Origin of the sequence: Stenotrophomonas sp. a6 (assembly GCF_030913325.1) — a bacterium.
Lineage (GTDB): Bacteria > Pseudomonadota > Gammaproteobacteria > Xanthomonadales > Xanthomonadaceae > Stenotrophomonas > Stenotrophomonas maltophilia.
Genome location: NZ_CP133161.1, coordinates 1576310 through 1594753, shown reverse-complemented (window position 1 = coordinate 1594753; position 18444 = coordinate 1576310). Strand labels below are relative to the sequence as shown.

Below are 18444 nucleotides of genomic sequence, written 5' to 3'. Positions count from 1 at the left end.
ATCAGGCCTTCGCCGTGGCGGCGCCGGACTGGCGCGCGGCCGGGGCCGGGTTCATCACCCCGGGGCGGCCGTCGAGCGTATCCAGCAGGGCGCTGGCTTCCTGCTCCATCTCCACCACGTAGCCGTGGATGCGGCCCTTGAAGTAGCGATGGAACATCAGCGCCGGAATCGCCACGATCATGCCGGTGGCGGTGCACACCAGCGCCTTGCCGATGCCGCCGGCCAGCTGGTTCACGTCGCCCACGCCGTGGTCGAGGATGCCCAGGAACATCTGGATCATGCCGATCACCGTGCCGAGCAGGCCCAGCAGCGGGCCGGCCGAGGCAATGGTGCCCAGTGCGTTCAGGAATCGCTCCATGCGGTGCACCAGGTGGCGGCCGGTGTCTTCGATGCGCTCGCGGATCTGGTCGCGCGGGCGGTTGCGGGCTTCCAGTGCGGCAGCCAACAGCGCGCCCAGCGGCGAGTTCGCCCGCAGGGTCTGCAGGTGGGCCGGGTCGAGCTTGCCGCGAGCGGCCCAGTTGCGCACTTCCTGGCCGAGGCCGGGCGGCAGCACTTCAGTCCGCCGAAGGGACCAGAAACGCTCCAGGATGATCGCCAAAGCCAGTACGCCCAACAGCAGCAGCGGCACCATCGGCCAGCCACCGGCCTTGACCAGTTCCCACACGTTTCAACCCTCCGGCCCAACGGCCGCTTGTTCGATCGGCGATAGGATAGCAGCCGACCGCGCCCGCCCAGCGGCATCCCACCACCGGGATGCATGGATGCGCTGTTCACGCAGCTGCAGGCCTTGTGCGCCAAGCCATACGCGGATCGCCCCGGAGTCGGCCGTGGCCAGCACCTCCGCGCCTTGCGCCTGCCAGCGCTGGACCACCTCCTGGCGCGGGTGGCCGAAGCGGTTCCGGTGCCCGGCCGAGACCACCGCCAGCCGCGGCGACACCGCCGCAACCCACGGCGCACTGGAGCTGCCGCCGCTGCCATGGTGCGGCACCAGTACCACGTCCGCCCTCAGCGCGTGCGGACACGCCTGCAGCAGCGCCCCCTCGGCCGGTCGACCGATGTCACCCGGCAGCAGGACCACGCCGTGACGGCTGGCGATGCGCAGCACGCAGCTGTCCTCGTTTTCGGCTTGCCGGCTGCCCGGCGCCGGGTGCAGGACCTGGAAATCAACCCCGTCCCACTCCCAGCGCATCCCCTGCTGGCAGGGCGTGGCGCCGCCGATGGCGCTGCCCGGTGGCGCCAGCAGCTGCAGCCCGGGCAACTGCCGTCGCAGGCTGGGCAGGCTGCCGGTGTGATCCAGGTGGTCATGGCTGAGCATCACCTGTCGGGGCGGCCCCTGGCCGAGCGCGCGCAGGGCCGGGACCAGGATGCGTTCGTGGCCCTCGCCGCCAGTCGGCGGCCCCACGTCGTACCAGAGCGCGTGCCGCGCCGTGCGCACCAGCACCGCCGTGCCCTGGCCGACATCGTGCACCAGCAGCTCCAGTTCCCCCGCAGCCGGTGCATGCCGGGCCGGCCACAGCAGCGGCAGGCACAGCAGCAGGCCCGCCAGGCCACCGCCGGCGCCGCGCGGCAGCAGCCACCAGAACACGCCCAGCAAGGCCACGGGTAGCGCCCAGCGCGGCGCCTCGGCCAGCCACCACATCGCCTGCGGATGCAGTGCCAACGGCTGCAGGGCCTCCCAGCTGAGCTCGAACAGCCAGGCCGCGGCACGCCAGGCCCAACGCCCCGCGCCGTCATGCAGCACGTGCAGGCCGGTACCGAGCAGCGACAGCGGAACAACCAGCATTGTCCACCACGGGATGACCGGCAGGTTGACCAGCGGCCCCAGCCGCGCGGTCCCGCCGAACAAGGCGATGCACAGCGGCAGCAGCCCAAGGCTGGCAACACCCTGCGCGGCAAGGAACCCGCGCAGCCCGCCACCGATTCCCTCCGGCCCCGTCCTCGGCAAGCACCAGAGCAGCCACAGCACGCCACCGAAGCTCAGCCAGAATCCAGCCGAGAGCACCGACAGCGGCGCAGGCAACAGCATCACCATCGCGGCCAACGCCAGCCCCTGCCCTGCGCCCACCGGGCGACGCCCGGCCCTGGCCAGTGCAACCAGCCCGATCATCAGCGCCGCGCGCACCGTCGGCAGCGCACCACCCGCCGCCACGGCATAGGTGGCTGCGGCCAGCGCCGCTCCCCATGCGGCGGCCTGCGGCCGTGGCCAGTACCGTCCCAGCAGCGGGCACAGCCACCACCACAAGCGGCACAGCAGTACACCGAAGCCAGCCACCACGCCCACGTGGAAACCGGAGATGGCGACCAGATGGGTCAGGCCCAGCGCGCGCAGGTGTTCCCAGTCGGCATCGGACAGGCCACGGGTATCGCCCAGTGCCAGCGCCTGCACGAACCGCGCGGCAGGATGTGCCACCTGCACGGCGATCGCCGCACTGCTGCGTTCCCGCCAGGCCTGCAGGCCCTGCGCCGGCAGCCACTCCCGCGCACGGGCCGGATCACGCACCGAGGCATTGCCGGAGATGCCCCGCAGCACGGCGTGGCGCTCGCCATCGAAGCCGCCGGGATTGATCCGCGAGCGTGGCGCGCGCACGCGCAACGACAACTGCCAATGCGATCCTGCGCGAACCGCATGGCGCCCGCCCTCCGCCTCGTGCGCTGGCGATCCGCGCCACGGGTCGTTCCAGGTCACCTGCAAGCGCTTGCCACGCAGCGATGGCAGCGCGCCGGCATCTTCGACATGCAGCACGAAACGCGTGTAGCCGGGCCCCTGCTGGGGAAGGTCAGCAACCCTGCCCCGCACCTGCACATCCTGCGGTGGCGCGCCGGGTGGCAGCTGGCCATGCAGGACCCAGTGCCCGTGCACCGTTGCCCAGGCCAGGCCGAGCAGGGCCGCGGCCCAGGCACGGCCGCGCCAGGGCAACAGCCAGCCGCCGGCGCCGGCGATCGCCATCGGCACACTCAGCCACAGCGGCAGCAACATCGGCATCTGCACGCAGGCCAGCGCCCCCAGCACCAGGCCTGCAGCGCAGCCAAAGCCAAACAGGGCCGGGGCGGATCGATCGGGAACCATTTCCCCAGCCTGCCGCTGGAGGTCGCAGGCTGCCTATCGGGCCTTTCCCCGTGCGCCTGTCAGCGCCGTACGGTACCGCGGTGGAAATTGACTCTGAAGCTGGCGCCGCCGCCAGCCGCTTCGCCGACGCTGACCGAGCCACCGTGGTGCTGCACGATTTCCTTCACCAGGTGCAGGCCCAGGCCACTGCCGCTGCCGGCTGCACGCAGACGGTGGAAGGGCTCGAAGATCGCTTCGCGGTCGCCGACCGGAATGCCAGCGCCCTGGTCGCTGACCTCCAGCAGGCCGCGTGCATCGAGGCGCACGCAGATCGTGCCGCGCCCGCCGCCATGGACGATGGCGTTGTGCACCAGGTTGGCGATCACCCGCCCCAGCGCCAGGCTGTCGCCATGGATCCACACGGGCGACTCCGGCGCATCCACCTCGAAGCCATAACCGGCGCCGACCACCAGCGGCGCCAGATCGGCGGCCGCCTCGCGCACCAGCAACGCCAGGTCCAGCCGCTGCAGCGCGCCGACATTGCGATCGAGACGCTGCAGGTCGAGCAGGTGCTCAGCCACGTTGCCGAGGCGGGCGACGTCGGTCAGCAACTGCGATTTCAGTTCACCCTGCGGCAGCTGCGACAGGCGCGCCTGCACCACCGCGATCGGTACGCGCAGCTCATGCGCGGCATCGGCGAGGAACTTGTCGCGCGCTGCATAGCCCTGCTGCACCTTGTCGATCGCATCGTTGAACGCTTCCACCAGTGGTGCGACCTCGGTGGACACCAGCTGCGCATCCAGGCGCGCGCCCGGCTGGCCGATGTCCAGTTCCTTGGCCTGCTGCGCGGAGCGGCGCACGCCGCGCATCGCGCGATGGATCACCGTCGGCATCACCAGCAGCGTGACCACGATCAACGGCAGGAAGAACCACAGGCCGATCAGGCGCAGCACCATCAGCGCGCCATCCAGCAACCCGCCCTTTGGAGCACCACCGACCATCACCGTGATGCGGCGTCCATCCTCGTTGCGGATCATCACCCGCGCCACGTCCAGATAGGGTGGCACCAGTGAACCCAGTTCGGTGGCGCCCACTGTCGGCAAGCGTGCCAGCAATGGCGCGTGGACCGCAGGAATCGTGCCGCGCTCCAGCCACGTGCCCCTGTCATCAACCGCCGCGAACCAGAGGTTGCCGCCGGCCCCGGCATTGAGCTTGTCCCAGCGCGCCTGGTCCAGTTCCAGCCGGCCGCCTTCGCTGTGCACGGCTTTGGCCACCGCCTCGGCCGTGAACATGTCCATGCCCCAGGAGTCCTTGTCACCCCAGGTCAGGATCAGCGCGACCACCGCGAACAGCACGGTGAACGCCTGCGCAAGGAACAGGCGCCAGGCCAGGCCCAGGGTGATGGAACGGATCGGGCGTGCCATCTCAGGCCTCCGCCAGCAGGTAGCCGACGCCGCGGATCACATGGATCTCCACGCCGGCCCCGGCCTGTTGCAGCGCCTTGCGCAGCTTGGAGATATGCGCGTCCAGTGCATTGGACTGGATCTCGTCATCGAAGCCGTACACCGCCGCCTCCAGTGCACTGCGGGTGACGGTACGCCCCTGCCGCATCGCCAGCGCCTGCAGCACCAGCACCTGGCGCCGGGGCAGCGCCAGCAGCTGGCCATCGACCTGCGCCTGCAGCGATTCGAAATCGAACTCCAGCCGGCCCAGTCGCAAGCGTGGTGTCACCATTGCCGAGGGCCGTCGCGAGACCGCACGGATGCGCGCCATCAGTTCCTCGATCGCCACCGGCTTGACCAGATAGTCATCGGCGCCGACATCCAGGCCCTCGACCTTGTCCGACAGCGTGCCCTTGGCCGTCAGCATGATCACCGCCAGGTTCGGACGCAGGGCCCGCGCAACGGCAACGAAGCCAGCGCCATCGCCATCAGGCAACTGGCGGTCGAGCAGCATCAGCTGGTGCACCGGTTCGCGCAGCGCGATGGCCGCTTCGGCCAGGCAACCAACCACATCGGCGACCACGCCCTGCCGCTCCAGCCCCGATTGCAGGGCACGGGACAGGTCAGGATCGTCTTCGACCAGGAGGATGCGCATCGGGGGCTCGGCTACCGGAAACGGTGCCGATCATAGTGCCTGGCGCCCACTTTTTCCGCTTCGGCCTGGCGGATGCGCCGACGCAATGTTCTGACAATGTTGCTCCCCCATCATGCGCAGCCATCCTCCGCAACGTCGTTGACCGATGCCGCCACTGCCCTCGACCCTGCTGCGCCCGCTGCTGTTCTCCGCTGCCTTTGGCCTGCCGGTGTTCGCGCAGGCCGCCGACAGCAACCCGGGCGTACAGGCCGGCATCAGTGCTGGCGCGACCTCGGGCGCGTATGCGCACTACGACGTCAAGCCACTGGTGGTCCCGTCCATTGCCTGGCAGGGCCAGCGCTTCTTCGCCAGCCCGGGCTCGCTGGGCATGTACCTGTACAAGCGCGAGGGCCTGCGCCTGTCGGCGGCGGCCACGCCCTACACGCTGCGCTTCAAGACCGACGACGTGAACGATCCTCAGCTGCGTCTCCTGCACAGCCGGCAGATGTCCGCCATGGCCGGCATCCATGGTGAATACAGCGCCGACTGGGGCATCGTCGAGGCCAGCGTGATGCGCGAGGTCACCGGGCACGGAGGTGGCATGGAGTCGCGCCTGCACTACAGCTATCCGATCCAGGCTGGTCGCTTCACCTGGGTGCCCAAGGTCGGCGTGGTGCACTCCAGTGCGCGCCTGCTCGACTACTACTACGGCATCAACGATGAGGAAGCGCTGCGCTCGGGACTTGCCGCCTACAACCCGGGTAGCGCGACATCACCGAGCCTGCAGATCGCAGTCAGCACGCCCCTGGGCACGAAGTGGCGCGCGACCGGCGTGGTCGCCAACCAGTGGTTCGGCGATGCAGTAAAGGACAGCCCGATGGCACGACGCGGCACTCAGTCATCGGCCTTCATTTCCCTGATGCGCTCGTTCTGAACGAGCACCCGCTACGGACAAGGACTCCCCATGGCCTCCGTCTCCCCCACCTCCGAAGCACACGCGATCCTGCGAGCGCCCGATCTGGACAGCGCCGAACGCGTCTACCTTGGCCTGATGCCCGACCTTGAGCACGTAAGCGCGCTTGCACGTCGAGCGCTCGGCCAGTCGCGCGTTGCCGACGCAGCCCGGGGATACGCGCTTTCGATGACCCTGGTCGGGCTGCGCCTGCAGGAACTGGAGATGGGCGAGGCCAGCGCGAAAGAGCACCGGCAGGCCACCCTGCGCAGCCTGCGCCAGGCCTTCAGCGCCTGAGCACCGGCCAGCCGCAACGCGGCGGCAGTGCCGCGCCCCCGCTCAGCGGAACGTGGTCCAGGCCAGCACAGCGGACAACAGGGCGACCCAGATCACTGCCTTGAACGTACCTTCCAGCATGTTGCCGCCGAACAGCAGTTCAAAGAACGGATTGGGCTTGGAAACCGGCACATGATCGCTCATCGTTGAAAGATCCTGGGGATGGGTGGAGGGCATGCACGCATGCCTGCGCGGGCACAACTCTAGTACATGCGCTCCGTCGGAGGATGTGCCGGGAACATCCGCTTAACAACCTGCGCGCCAGTTCGGGTATGTTCGACCCAACGCTGTGTTCAAGGATGATCGATGCTCAAGCGCGTCCTGTTCCCCGTTGTCGCCCTGCTGCTGTCCGTGCTGGTCATCGCGCTCGGATGGCAGAACCGCCAGCTGCGGCAGATCAATGAGCAGATGGCCACGCAGCTGCAGGACATGCGTCTTGCAGCACATGGCCTCGAACTGGGTAGTCGCCCGGATGCGCTGGTGCTGCGCACCACGCAGCAGACCTTCGTCGATATCGGCGGTGCCCGCGAGGTTCCGCAGATCCTCTATTTCTTCTCCACCGCATGCCGCTACTGCCTGGCCTCGGTACCGCAGCTGCAACAGATCGCTGCGGCCCGCGGCAACAGCGAACTGGTCGGTGTCGGCATGCCGCCATACGACCAGCTGGCGGACTACGCCGGCAAACATGCACTGCGCTTCCCGATCGCCATCGACAACGAAGCCGCCGCGTCCACGCGCTATCGCGCCACCGTCACGCCGATGCTGATGGTGCTGGCTGCCGATGGCCGCGTTGCCTACAAGCATGTCGGCCAGCTCGACGCCCAGGTCGTGCAGGCTGCCGTCGCGTCGCTCGCACCGAAGCCGGCGCTGCCCTGATCCCGCGTGCCGCGCATTGCGTCGCGGCCCCCTGTTACCGCATTCGCGCCACAACCGGCACTCCCGTGCCTTCGGCAACTGCAACTCCACAACGCCAACCAAGGAGATACACATGATCGGAAAGAAAGTGCTTTCGTCCGTCGCCGGTATCGTCGTTGTCGCGGCCATGGCCTTCGGCGCCAGCCAGGCCTTCGCCGTCTCGCCCAAGACCGGATATGCACCGGGCTGCGAACCACACCCGCAGTGCCCGTTCGGCAACGCGGGCAAGCACGGCCAGCTGCTGTGCTGCGATCCGTTGTAACCGGATCCGTGCATGGGGTCGGCATCGCTGACCTGCCACACCCGCCGCGGAGCTGAGCCAGCGCCGCGGCCATGACCGGGCCACCCCGCAGTGGCCCACCACGCCGGGCCGCCTTGAAGCGCGGCCCGGCACTTCCTGGCCCGGATTCATCCTTCCCGCAGCGACTTGGCGGGCGCTTTTCCGGCTTTCGTCGCATACCGGTTTCACAGTGCGGGGGGCAGTGCCACGCTGGACTCCCTTCTCCGGAGCACCGTGCCATGCCGATGCTTGCCCTGCTGCTGTTGTGCGCTGGCCTGTTCGGCCGCGATGCCGACGCCGGGGATGCCTCCCTGCGCAGCCAGATCCTGCAGGCCGACGTCGGGCAGGCGGGCGTGCCCCCGGCACATGACCAGACACCGGAGCCGACGGCCCTGCAGTTGTACCGGTTGCGCCAGGACCGCGTGCTGCGCGTGGGCAACCAGCGCCTGCCTGCAGGCGGCCAGCAGCATCAGGCCGGTTCAGCACGTTTCGCGCAGGTCTGGGAACGCGTGGACGGGCACTGGCGGCTGCAGCGCATGATCAGCATCGACGAATGGGTTGCCCAGCGCTGACGCTCGGCACCGGCAACCGTCGTAAACGAAAAAGCCGGCCAAGGGCCGGCTTTCATCGTGATCCACCGCTGCACCGGCAATGCCGGGAGCCAGGTGGTGGGCGGTACAGGGTTCGAACCTGTGACCCCTACCATGTCAAGGTAGTGCTCTACCGCTGAGCTAACCGCCCATCTTGTTCCTGCCGCCCGAAAGCTGGCCTTGCTACGTAAAAACCCGGCGCCAGGGCCGGGCTCTTCAGTTCACGACAGCCCCCTTCCGGAGACTTCGTGGTGGGCGGTACAGGGTTCGAACCTGTGACCCCTACCATGTCAAGGTAGTGCTCTACCGCTGAGCTAACCGCCCGTTTTTGCTTCTGAACGTCCGCGATTGCGTCGGTGCAGGCCGCGTATATTACGGATGCCGGCCGTGAAGCGCAACACTTTTGTGAAGAAGATGCTGCACCGCCGCGTTCAGCCCAGACTCGCTTCCTTCAGCTGCCGGATCTGGTCACGCACCCGTGCGGCATCCTCGAATTCCAGGTCCTTGGCGTGCTGGTACATCTGCTGTTCCAGCGCCTTGAGACGCGCCGCCAGCTGGGCCGGACCGAGCGAACGGTAATCGGCTCCGTCCTCGGCAACACCCGCCCTGCCCTTGCCCTTGCCCTTCTTGGCTTCCTTCTCCGCCGCATCCGAACGCGCACCTTCGAGGACGTCGACGATCGGGCGCGCCACCGAGCGCGGCACGATGCCATGTTCTTCGTTGTACTCGACCTGCTTGGCGCGGCGGCGGTCGGTCTCGTCGATCGCTGCCTGCATCGAGCGGGTCACCTTGTCCGCATACAGGATCGCCTTGCCGCGCACATTGCGGGCGGCGCGGCCGATGGTCTGGATCAGCGAACCGGTGGAGCGCAGGAAGCCTTCCTTGTCGGCGTCGAGGATCGCCACCAGCGACACCTCGGGCATGTCCAGGCCTTCGCGCAGCAGGTTGATGCCCACCAGCACATCGAACTTGCCCAGGCGCAGGTCGCGGATGATCTCCACGCGCTCGACCGTATCCACGTCCGAGTGCAGGTAACGCACGCGGATACCGTGTTCGGTCAGGTATTCGGTGAGGTTCTCGGCCATGCGCTTGGTCAGCGTGGTGACCAGCACTCGGTCACCGGCCTTGATGCGCGCGTTGGCCTCGCTCATCAGGTCGTCGACCTGGGTGCCCACCGGGCGGATCTCCACCACCGGATCGATCAGGCCTGTCGGGCGCACCACCAGCTCGGTGATCTCGTCGCCGGCCTCGCGGTACTCATACGGGCCCGGCGTGGCGGACACGTAGATCGCGCGCGGGCAACGCGCCTCCCATTCCTCGAAACGCAGCGGTCGGTTGTCCAGTGCCGACGGCAGGCGGAATCCGAACTCGACCAGGGTCTCCTTGCGCGAGCGATCGCCCTTGAACATGGCGCCGATCTGCGGAATGGTCACGTGCGATTCGTCGATGACCAGCAGCGCGTCCGGCGGCAGGTAGTCGAACAGCGTCGGTGGCGGCTCGCCGGCGTTCTTGCCGGTCAGGTGCCGCGAGTAGTTCTCGATACCGTTGCAGAACCCGACCTCGGCCATCATCTCGATGTCGAACTGCGTGCGCTGTGCCAGGCGCTGCGCCTCCACCAGCTTGTTTTCCGCGTACAGCTGCTCAAGCCGCTCCTTCAACTCCACCTTGATCGTTTCCACCGCGGCCAGCACGCGCTCGCGGGTAGTGGCGTAGTGGGTCTTGGGGTAGACGGTGAAACGCTGCATGTTGCGCATCGTCTCACCGGTGAGCGGGTCGAACAGGGTGATCTTCTCGACCTCGCCGTCGAACAGCTCGATGCGCAGCGCTTCGCTGTCCGACTCGGCCGGGAACACGTCGATCACTTCGCCACGCACGCGGAACGTGCCGCGCTGCAGCTCGTACTCGTTGCGCGTGTACTGCAGCTGGGTCAGGTGATTGATCAGGTCGCGCTGGTCGATGCGCTCGCCCTTGGACAGGATCAGACGCAGCGACAGGTAGTCCTCCGGCGCACCCAGGCCATAGATCGCCGACACCGTGGCCACCACGATCGCATCCGGGCGCGACAGCAGGGTCTTGGTCGCGGCCAGCCGCATCTGCTCGATGTGCTCGTTGATCGAACTGTCCTTCTCGATGAAGGTGTCCGACGAAGGCACGTAGGCCTCCGGCTGGTAGTAGTCGTAGTAGCTGACGAAATACTCGACCGCGTTGTGCGGGAAGAACGCCTTGAACTCACCATACAGCTGCGCCGCCAGCGTCTTGTTCGGCGCCATGATCAGCGTCGGTTTCTGCACGTTCTGGATGACGTTGGCGATGGTGTAGGTCTTGCCCGAGCCGGTGACGCCCAGCAGGGTCTGCTTGGCGATGCCCGCCTCGAAGTTGCTGGTCAGCTTCGCGATGGCATCAGGCTGGTCGCCCGCCGGCGAATACGGCGAGACGAGTTCGAAACGGTCGCTCATGGTGTTGCCAGTTCCCGGGAAGGACAAGTATACGGGGCAAGGGGTGACGGCCGGCTGAGGGCTTTCCGGGCAGACGGGCGCGGCAGTGCCTGATGGCGGCCGTCCCGCTGCGGCGCGAGGCTTGATGCCATGCATCGCACTCCCGCCCACTGTCGTTCAGCACCACGCGGCATGCATCTGGTCGAGATGCTGGTGGTGATCGCGGTGCTCGCGGTACTGCTGACAGTCAGCTGGCCTGCCATGCGGTCAATGCTGTTGCAGCAGCGATCGGAATCCACCCGTTTCAACCTGCAATCGGGCCTGGCCACGGCACGCTCACAAGCGATCACGCGGCGAGCGCTGATCGGCCTCTGTGCGAGCAGGGACGGCCATCAATGCGGCAGCGACTGGAGCGAGGGCTGGATCGTGTACAAGACAGATGGCGGTCGAAAGCCTCCCTCGTCCGTCAATGCCATTCTCCTGCATCAGGCGGGTCACCCGAACATCAGTATCCATGCCACCAGCAACAGCGGCCGGCCACAACTCTATTTCCAACCGGATGGCCGAAGCCCCGGCGCCAACCTGACACTACGTATCTGCGCGGATGGCCGTGAGCGTTCGCGGGTAATTGTCAGCAACAGCGGCCGCGTTCGATCAACTCGGTCGCAAACCGACCAACCCTGCTGACAACAAAAAAGGCTTGCGGATGACCGCAAGCCTTTGATGCGTAAAGCATGGCGCCCGAAGTTGGACTCGAACCAACGACCCCCTGATTAACAGTCAAGTGCTCTAACCGGCTGAGCTATTCGGGCGGGGAGGCGCATTGTAATCACCTCGGTCCGAGAGTGCAACACTCCTGTTCATGAAATTCCGGGGAGTGCGCCTTCAACCATCACCAGCATTCCGACAGCGTGCCTTTGGACGTCTTCACATTGGCTTGGTTGAGCGTCAGGTCTCCGCACTTGTCCTTCACCTGGGAGTTGGCGGCCGTCGCAGTAAAAGTAAACGTCGACTGCGCTGTCTTCATCGACAGGGTATAGGCTGCCGCCCCGCCCTCGCGAGGAGAGTTGATCGAATCTGCATTGCCGGGGAACTTGAAGCCGACATACGTGTTGTTGACCGTGTGATAACGCTCGGCCAGCTGCGCATACTCCACGAGATCGGCCTTGACCTGGGCCCGCCGGGACTTGCGCACGTGCTCGCCGTAACTCGGGTAGGCAATGGCAGCGAGAATCGCCACCACAGCCACCACGATCATCAGTTCGATCAGGCTGAAACCGCGGGCCATGCCGCCCGCTGCGAGTGCTCTGCGCATTACTCCGGTTCCTGCAGGCGAAGGAGAAACGACATTGCTCACTGGATCTGCCTCCACGACTGGCGGCCACAGGGATAAGGCAGGTACATCGGCTCAGCTCCCGCTACCGAAATCTGCATCAGGCACACGTCACCAGGAGGCGTCGGAGGTGGATCGCCGGGCTTGCCCGGGCCAGGTGGCGCAAGCCTGGGAATGATGGACAGATTGACATCACGCACGGGTGCACTGCCACCGGTGGCCAGCGATACCGCCGCGGTTCCAGCGACCGGCTTCGTTGCACCCTGCCGGACCTGCGACAACGCCGGCTCACCGCTATTGGAGGACAGGCCGTAAAGCCAGTTCGCTCCGCCCACTGAACAGCTCTGCTCACTGGCTGCCGGGACATACGTGGGGATGAACACGATACCGGATGCGACCGTCGGGTAACCCACCGCACGCTCACCCGCAGGCAGCTCGACCCGCCAGCCTCGTGCGTTCGCCGGTGGCGTATCGGCGGCCAGCCGGCGTACGCCCGCTGATGTGCTGGTCACCGCATATCGGCGCAGATTGGCCGGAGTCAGGGTCGTCGCTGGATCTGCATCGGATACGTCATTGACGCCATACAGCCCCTGCACCGCCTTGTCGAGTTGATCGCCGGCAAACCAGAAGCTGCCCGTTCCGAACAGCAGCATCACGCCACCGGAGGGGCCCGCAGTCGCCGTGAGGCCGCCGGTGATCGGCTGGCGGTAGGTCAACCTGTCGGCAGAATCGACGCTGGTTGCCGTGGTGAAAACCGGGCGTGCCGGCTTGGCCGTACCGCGCAGGTCAAACTTCCACACCGCACCGCGCTGATCAGCTGCATACGCCGTGTCGGCAAAGCCATCCCGGACGCGACTGGACTGGCCCGCTCCACCCCATCGATCGACCACGACCACATTGCCCAGGCCATTGCTGCCGGCCGGGAGACTGGTTCCCGTTTCCTCCGCTGTGATCATCCGGATTCCGGGAGAACTCGCGCCGACTGCCCGCTGCATGTCAACCACGAACAGGACTGCCTTCTTGCTCTTGCTGTCATAGCCGTTGCCAAAGATCGCCTTCCAGCTGACCGCGCCACTGCTGTCCTTGAGCGGTACGATAACCGGCTTGCCCAGCACGTGGCCGATGTTGTCACGGACACTCACATCGAGGTTGCTGTTGAGGTCACTGATCTCCCACATCAGGCTGCCCGCCGCGAACGCTCCCGGCGTGGACACGTTCAGGGCGAACACGCTGCGACCACCGGCGCCCGCCGTGGCGACCAGCGACGTCTGCCACGCACTGCCGTTATAGGTATCGCCGACAACCACGGGCCCATCCATGTAATAGCGATGCTGGAAACGCTGGTTGTTCTGCTTGGACGGATCATGGGGCAGCAGAAGATTGCCCATGTGCCCAATCGCCGTGGATGGGATGTAGGCGAATACCTCCTTGCCACCATCGGAATCCTGCACGCCATCGGCCGTCATGCCCCCATCGAACCCATGCAGCATGCCGTCGTTGCCGCCCGCATAGACCATGTAACGGCGCTGGTTGCGCTTGGCCTGCAGATAGGCCGTATACGTGGTTCCAAGTATGCCCGGGAGGGTACGGTACCCGTAGTCGTCGGTCGGAGAGCTCAGAACCGGGCCCGAGTTGATGATGTCGCCAAGCACGGTCGTGCGGTCGCGCAGCTTGCCGCCGTTGCGCTTCTCGCGCGAGGTATCGCCGCGCAGGTAAGCGATCGCGGCAGAACTACTGCCGGCAAGATCGGTGATCTCACTGGTCGCGCAGTAGGCCATGTTGCCGTACAGCCCGGTCGGCTTGCTGCACAGGTCAGCAAGGCTCACATTGCTATCCGAGAAGTCCACGGCATTGCCATTCTTCCAGTACAGGATGTTGCGGCTGGAGGCTGCGGGCAGCTTCTCGCTGGCCTCCCAGGCACGCGTGGAAACGACCTTGCGCGTCGTGGCATCGACCTTCAGCGAATATGCGGTCAGACGGCTGTACCAGTCAGTGCTGTTGTTGGTCGCCTCGTAGAAGGGTTCCACGGTTAGCGAACCGGTACCAATACGCGCTCCAGTCAGCGACTGCGTGCCCGACGGGGTTGCGCCCGCCGACACGTTCTCGATGATCCGCCGCATCGCTGCAGTGATCTCACCCGGACGTGTGGCATTCATCATCTCGCCACGTGTCTCCAGCGTGGCCCGCCACATCTCATCCACCGCGTTCGGGGTCAGATTCTCGATCGCCGAGCTCCACTTTGGCGGGTTCTTGTAAGGATCAGGGGACACCAGCCAGGGCTTCTTGGGATCCGGGACATAAGTGACACCATAGAGGTTGCCCAACGTCCCCAAGGTCACGCCATAGAAGTTCATATGCAGGTTGGTCTTGCAGTCCAGGCTTGGGTCCGGATTGCTGCCGTTGCACTCGGAAGGCACCGGTACCGAGTACTTCTCCAGCCCGGAAACAAGGCTCTCCTCGTAATACGGCAACGCCAATGCAGTCATCGACTTGGCGGTGTAGTCGTCGTTGATGTAGCCATCGGTGAACAACATTCCTGCGTTCTTCTGGCAGGAAAGAAGAACAGGAGGACTGGGGTCGGTAGAGGACTTGGTCCGCTGGAACTGCTGCCCAAGGAAATCCACCGCACGACGATTGGGTGTGCTGCTGGAAGCACGCATCTTCAGGGTGATGTCGGCGAGCAGGCTCATCTTCTCCGACTCAGCCGACATGTCATACATCTTTGCCTGGGTCCGGTCATTGATCCGGAACCAGCCCACCCGCAGGTTCGTTGCCGGTTGCAGCGCATTGGTGGCCGCACCGATCAACGCTTCACGGCGCGTCCTGTAGAAGCTGAACCAGCGGGCGAAATTATTGATCGCCGCCTTGTACTCATTGGTACCGCTGAAGTTCTCCGGTCGGATCTCATACTTGTACAACGTGCCCGGTCGCCCCCCCACCGGATCGGTCACCGCAACCGGATCGGCGGTGTAGCCGTAGGCAGCAGGCAATGTGCGCTTGTCGACCAGGAAGAAAGTGGGCGCGAAGTACTGGAAGGACGCGTCGCACTCACGGGTGACGGTGAAATCGCGATCCAGTCTCCGCCAACTACCGTCGACCGTGGTGTTTCGATCATCGATCGACGGGTTGGTGGTGCATACGAAATTGTACCTCTGGATCACCGTCCCTTTGGGTAGCACCATGCCACTGCGCAGCGAGAACTTCCAGTCATTCTGCAGTCGCGTCTCGGTCGTGGTCAGATTACGCACAAGCGAGGTAGTTCCGCTGCTGCCGCTTGGCCGCGGATCGACGGGGGCCGCCGTCGGATCGATGGTCATGTAGTCCATCTTAGCCGGGTCGCTCGAGCCGGTTTTCCACGCAGGATAGTCATCGCGTGGGTCGAAGTATGCGCCGTTGATGTCCGGCGAGCGGGCGAACCCGAAGGCATCCAATGGTGGAATTGCGGAGTTTCCCCGCCCATAGGGCGGAGTCAAGTAGTAGTAGCGAAGGCTGGTGGCATTTTTCGGCTGATCGTACCCGTACGGCGTGCTGCCGTTGTAGAAGCCCCGCCCGTCAATCCAGTGATAGACACCATCGCGGGTATTGTTCAGCGTTTCCCACACCATTGAGCCGGAATCGTCCAGCGCCATTACGAATGCAGGAGGCGTCTGTACCTCGATGTTGAGCGGCGCTTGGGCCAGCGTGCCCTGCCCCTGTGCGGCCATCAGGCTGTAGATGAAGTAGCCGCCGCCAAACAACACGACGGTGCTGCCTGCGACCATCCAACGGAACGTGCGCGAAGCCATGGCCTGCGTCCTCAAAGTTTGAATACGGTGTCGATGACCACAGCGGACGACGCCGCGTCGGCATCATCCGTGGCGAAACCGGTGATCTGATAGACCGGAAGTGCCTTTTCCAATGGCTTGCCCATGTCCAGCGAAGACTCGCCGATGATGCAAGCATCGATCTGGCGCACATTCACTGCTGCAGCCTTGTCGTTGGCGCGTTCAGCAGCCCATGCAGCCGGATCGAATCCGTCGTCGCACTTGGTGGAAATGCTGGATTCCTGAACCAGGCCACCACTGCCATCGCCTGTACGGTTGGCGATCCCTTCCACGGCGCGTTCGGCTGCGCGAACCACGCCCTCGGAGTTCTGGAAAGCGCGATTGGCCGCACGGTAGTTCGCTGCCATCCTTTCCTGGAGGCCGGCCACCTGCATGCCGGCAATGCCCAGCAATGCCAGCAGGATGAGCATGATGAGCGCGACATAGAGCACCGCGCCACGCTGCCGGTATGAGGCACCGACCGACCTGAAGGACCGAGGAAGGGTTTTCATGATCAATTCCCGAACAGGCGATTGCGCAAGGCAATCGAGACTTCGTAGCTGGAACGGTAGCGACCATCAGGCTTGTCACTGTTGGCGAAGCTCACGCCGAGCACCGACAGCGCATTTGCAGCCCCCGGCGAAGACGCAGGCGTCGGGCTACGCGCCAGGAGCCCCACCTGCACCTGCCCGACGCGCAGCCATTGCGCGGCCCCCTTCGCATTGGCATCCACGCTGACGCCTCCTGCAGCAGCCAGCTGGGTAATGTTGCCTGTCGGCGGTGTCGACAGGCCGATGTCGAGCGTGCTGTCCAGGCCATACAACAGTTGTAGGCTTTCGATGCCTTCCACCAGCTCCTCGTTGATGGCGTAACTTCCGTCGCTCCCAGCGCGTGCGCGCCGCAGTCCCGGCTGCTTCGTCTCCGGATTGATGCCGACGTAGTACACCATCGAGTCGGCCCTGTAGAGCATGGCCTGCCCTGTTGGCTGCGCCGTATAGCGGGAAAGATCGACTGATGCAGCGGTGATGCGTGCGCCGCTGAGCTTTCCTGCGAAGATATCTGCGTGACCGCAGTCAGCGATCCCGAACAAGGTGGGTGCGCCGGCCCCGCCACTGCTCAGCCGACCCACACCCTTGCCGTCAACGTCCAGCAGCGCGTTGCCGCTATCGGCAGAAATGGCTGTCACCGGCACTCCCTCCGGGGCCAGGTAACGCAGGACGAGGACGTCACTCCCACCCGTCGGGGCCGGAACTAGCTTGGTGATCGCCGCGGGCAGCTTTGAAGGCGCCGCCCATGCAGCACCCAGTGCAAGATTGCCCCCCGGCGCTGTCCCCGGAGCGTCATAGCCCTGGATGGAGACACTGAAATCCAGAGGACTGCCGTCGCCAGAGGAGGCCCCCAGATGTGAAACAGGATCCCCTTGGTTCTTCACAACATGCGCCTGGTCATTGACGCACCCCATGTGACCGGCCATGCGGATGTCACGCTCCAGGAAGTCCAGCGCAAAGCGCGCATTCTCCTGCACACGCGATGCTCCTTCAGACAGCCGAGAGGCCGTCTGCGAGGCAATGAATACCTGGATCACTCCCAGCATCAGCACCAGGCTGATCACCAGCGCGATCATGAGCTCCACCAGCGATAGACCGGCCATCGCGGCACGACGGTTCTTGCGCATGCTCACAGCTCCGTAGCCAGTGCAAAGGTGGTGGCCTTGTCCGGATCATCCGGATCCCAGCGCTGGTCACCCCATGTGATGGCAACCCTGACCACGCCACCGTTGTAGGTGACCTCGGCACCTGCATCGTCGCCCAACGCCTTCACCACCTGGCATTGCCACCGAGCAATCTTCTTCTCAATGGAAACGTCACCGGTATCACTGGTGCATGCCGTTGTCGCAGTCTTGCTGGCAGCGGCAAACGACGCGTTGGTGTACCACGCCGCCTGATAGCGATTGCTGCGCATCTGCTCGGTCAGGTCGTAGGCGAGATTCGTCGCCTGGGTGCGGTAATTGGCGCTCTGCACGAAACGGACGTTCATCGTCTGCAGCAGCGCGAAACCCAGCAGACCGAACGCCAGCACGATGATGGCAATCAGCACCTCCAGCAAAGTGAAGCCGCCGGACTGCCGTGCGCGAGGGGAGCAGCTCTTCATGGGCAGGCGTCCTTGGTGCTGCGGATCTGCCCGGAGGCGTTCACCATCAATGTGCGCTTGTGCGGCGCGCCCTGGCTGCAGACATCCGGCTGCAGAAGAATTTCCTGGTCACTGCTCGCCCGGCGCCGCCCCCGTCCGTCGAAGGCAACAACTGCCGACGGCCCGGTGATCTTCAGCTTCGGATTTCCACCAACGAAGCGCAGGACGGTTTCGCCCGATGACAATGCGCCATCGCCGTTCACATCAGCATATGCCAGCATGCCGCCGGACCAGTAACCGTCGCAGCTGACACCGTCGCTGCTGCCGCAGACTCCGCCACCACGATTGCTGCGGATCGCCTCGCTGCGGGCCAGATTGAGCAGACCAAGGATTTCATTGTTGGTGGAGGCCACGCGATTCGAGCGGATCGTGCTCTGGAAGCTTGGAAAGGCGATCGCGGCCACGATCGCCATCACGGCGATGGTGACCATCAGTTCAATCAGCGTGAAGCCGTTTTGCCGGCGCAAAGACATTGGACGCTCCCCAGC

The 18444-nt window shown here is 65.4% G+C and carries 18 protein-coding genes and 3 tRNA genes; 6 read left to right on the top strand and 15 right to left on the bottom strand.

From position 1 onward, the window contains the following. Position 1 precedes the first annotated feature (1 nt). The 4 genes from Q9Q79_RS07345 to Q9Q79_RS07330 are packed head-to-tail and all read right to left on the bottom strand — an operon-like array spanning position 2 to position 5143. A complete protein-coding gene (locus tag Q9Q79_RS07345) occupies positions 2-664 on the bottom strand; it encodes a MotA/TolQ/ExbB proton channel family protein (protein WP_005412819.1) in 663 nt (220 codons plus the stop codon). Positions 665-667: 3 nt separating this feature from the next. Next, on the bottom strand, positions 668-3067 hold the full coding sequence (locus tag Q9Q79_RS07340) for a DNA internalization-related competence protein ComEC/Rec2 (protein ID WP_201861749.1): 2400 nt from the start codon (positions 3065-3067) through the stop codon (positions 668-670). A gap of 59 nt (positions 3068-3126) precedes the next feature. Further along, the gene (locus Q9Q79_RS07335) at positions 3127-4470 is read right to left on the bottom strand and encodes a HAMP domain-containing sensor histidine kinase (protein ID WP_005408871.1); all 1344 of its coding nucleotides are present in this window, start codon (positions 4468-4470) and stop codon (positions 3127-3129) included. A gap of 1 nt (position 4471) precedes the next feature. After that, positions 4472-5143: a response regulator transcription factor gene (locus Q9Q79_RS07330; protein ID WP_005408870.1), complete on the bottom strand. Its 672-nt coding sequence runs from the start codon at positions 5141-5143 to the stop codon at positions 4472-4474. A gap of 145 nt (positions 5144-5288) precedes the next feature. On the opposite strand from Q9Q79_RS07330, the gene Q9Q79_RS07325 reads away from it, so the two are divergent. Both Q9Q79_RS07325 and Q9Q79_RS07320 read left to right on the top strand, forming a co-directional pair. Beyond that, positions 5289-6056, top strand: coding sequence for a MipA/OmpV family protein (locus tag Q9Q79_RS07325; RefSeq protein ID WP_201861743.1), 768 nt, complete (start codon positions 5289-5291; stop codon positions 6054-6056). Between the two features lie 30 nt (positions 6057-6086). After that, positions 6087-6371: a hypothetical protein gene (locus tag Q9Q79_RS07320; protein ID WP_005408868.1), complete on the top strand. Its 285-nt coding sequence runs from the start codon at positions 6087-6089 to the stop codon at positions 6369-6371. A 42-nt stretch (positions 6372-6413) separates the two neighbouring features. Here Q9Q79_RS07320 and Q9Q79_RS07315 read toward each other — a convergent pair whose 3' ends face one another. Further along, positions 6414-6554, bottom strand: a complete 141-nt coding sequence (locus Q9Q79_RS07315; RefSeq protein WP_173364575.1) for a hypothetical protein — start codon at positions 6552-6554, stop codon at positions 6414-6416. A gap of 162 nt (positions 6555-6716) precedes the next feature. Here Q9Q79_RS07315 and Q9Q79_RS07310 point away from each other — a divergent pair, with 162 nt between their 5' ends. The 3 genes from Q9Q79_RS07310 (at position 6717) to Q9Q79_RS07300 (ending at position 8177) form a co-directional block, all read left to right on the top strand. Continuing rightward, entirely contained in the window at positions 6717-7286 is a 570-nt protein-coding gene (locus Q9Q79_RS07310) for a TlpA disulfide reductase family protein (protein ID WP_201861741.1), read from the top strand. A gap of 112 nt (positions 7287-7398) precedes the next feature. After that, positions 7399-7587 (top strand): hypothetical protein, encoded by a 189-nt coding sequence (locus Q9Q79_RS07305; protein WP_005408865.1) that lies wholly within the window; start codon positions 7399-7401, stop codon positions 7585-7587. 257 nt (positions 7588-7844) lie between these two features. Further along, the gene (locus Q9Q79_RS07300; protein ID WP_005408864.1) at positions 7845-8177 is read left to right on the top strand and encodes a hypothetical protein; all 333 of its coding nucleotides are present in this window, start codon (positions 7845-7847) and stop codon (positions 8175-8177) included. 94 nt (positions 8178-8271) lie between these two features. On the opposite strand, the gene Q9Q79_RS07295 is transcribed toward Q9Q79_RS07300, so the two are convergent. The 3 genes from Q9Q79_RS07295 to uvrB all read right to left on the bottom strand — a co-directional run bounded on the left by Q9Q79_RS07295 (position 8272) and on the right by uvrB (position 10651). After that, positions 8272-8346 (bottom strand) — tRNA-Val (locus Q9Q79_RS07295). A 98-nt stretch (positions 8347-8444) separates the two neighbouring features. Then, positions 8445-8519, bottom strand: a tRNA-Val gene (locus Q9Q79_RS07290). 107 nt (positions 8520-8626) lie between these two features. After that, on the bottom strand, positions 8627-10651 hold the full coding sequence (uvrB, locus tag Q9Q79_RS07285) for an excinuclease ABC subunit UvrB (protein ID WP_005408863.1): 2025 nt from the start codon (positions 10649-10651) through the stop codon (positions 8627-8629). Positions 10652-10822: 171 nt separating this feature from the next. Between uvrB and Q9Q79_RS07280 the strand changes: the two genes are divergently transcribed. Next, on the top strand, positions 10823-11317 hold the full coding sequence (locus Q9Q79_RS07280; protein WP_076739096.1) for a GspH/FimT family pseudopilin: 495 nt from the start codon (positions 10823-10825) through the stop codon (positions 11315-11317). A gap of 48 nt (positions 11318-11365) precedes the next feature. Here the strand turns inward: Q9Q79_RS07280 and Q9Q79_RS07275 are convergent. From Q9Q79_RS07275 to Q9Q79_RS07245, 7 genes are all read right to left on the bottom strand, one after another. Next, a tRNA-Asn gene (locus Q9Q79_RS07275) sits at positions 11366-11442 on the bottom strand. Positions 11443-11522: 80 nt separating this feature from the next. Beyond that, positions 11523-11945 carry a type IV pilin protein gene (locus Q9Q79_RS07270; RefSeq protein WP_088430691.1) on the bottom strand — a complete coding sequence of 141 codons (423 nt, stop codon included), beginning with the start codon at positions 11943-11945 and terminating at the stop codon, positions 11523-11525. 38 nt (positions 11946-11983) lie between these two features. Further along, positions 11984-15748: a PilC/PilY family type IV pilus protein gene (locus Q9Q79_RS07265; RefSeq protein WP_099527152.1), complete on the bottom strand. Its 3765-nt coding sequence runs from the start codon at positions 15746-15748 to the stop codon at positions 11984-11986. An 11-nt stretch (positions 15749-15759) separates the two neighbouring features. After that, positions 15760-16278: a PilX N-terminal domain-containing pilus assembly protein gene (locus Q9Q79_RS07260; protein ID WP_076739099.1), complete on the bottom strand. Its 519-nt coding sequence runs from the start codon at positions 16276-16278 to the stop codon at positions 15760-15762. A 2-nt stretch (positions 16279-16280) separates the two neighbouring features. Further along, a complete protein-coding gene (locus Q9Q79_RS07255; RefSeq protein WP_076739100.1) occupies positions 16281-17441 on the bottom strand; it encodes a PilW family protein in 1161 nt (386 codons plus the stop codon). Positions 17442-17443: 2 nt separating this feature from the next. Continuing rightward, on the bottom strand, positions 17444-17917 hold the full coding sequence (gene pilV, locus Q9Q79_RS07250; protein ID WP_076739101.1) for a type IV pilus modification protein PilV: 474 nt from the start codon (positions 17915-17917) through the stop codon (positions 17444-17446). Next, positions 17914-18429 (bottom strand): GspH/FimT family pseudopilin, encoded by a 516-nt coding sequence (locus tag Q9Q79_RS07245; protein WP_099527150.1) that lies wholly within the window; start codon positions 18427-18429, stop codon positions 17914-17916. The genes pilV and Q9Q79_RS07245 overlap by 4 nt, the downstream gene beginning before the upstream one ends. Positions 18430-18444 lie beyond the last annotated feature (15 nt).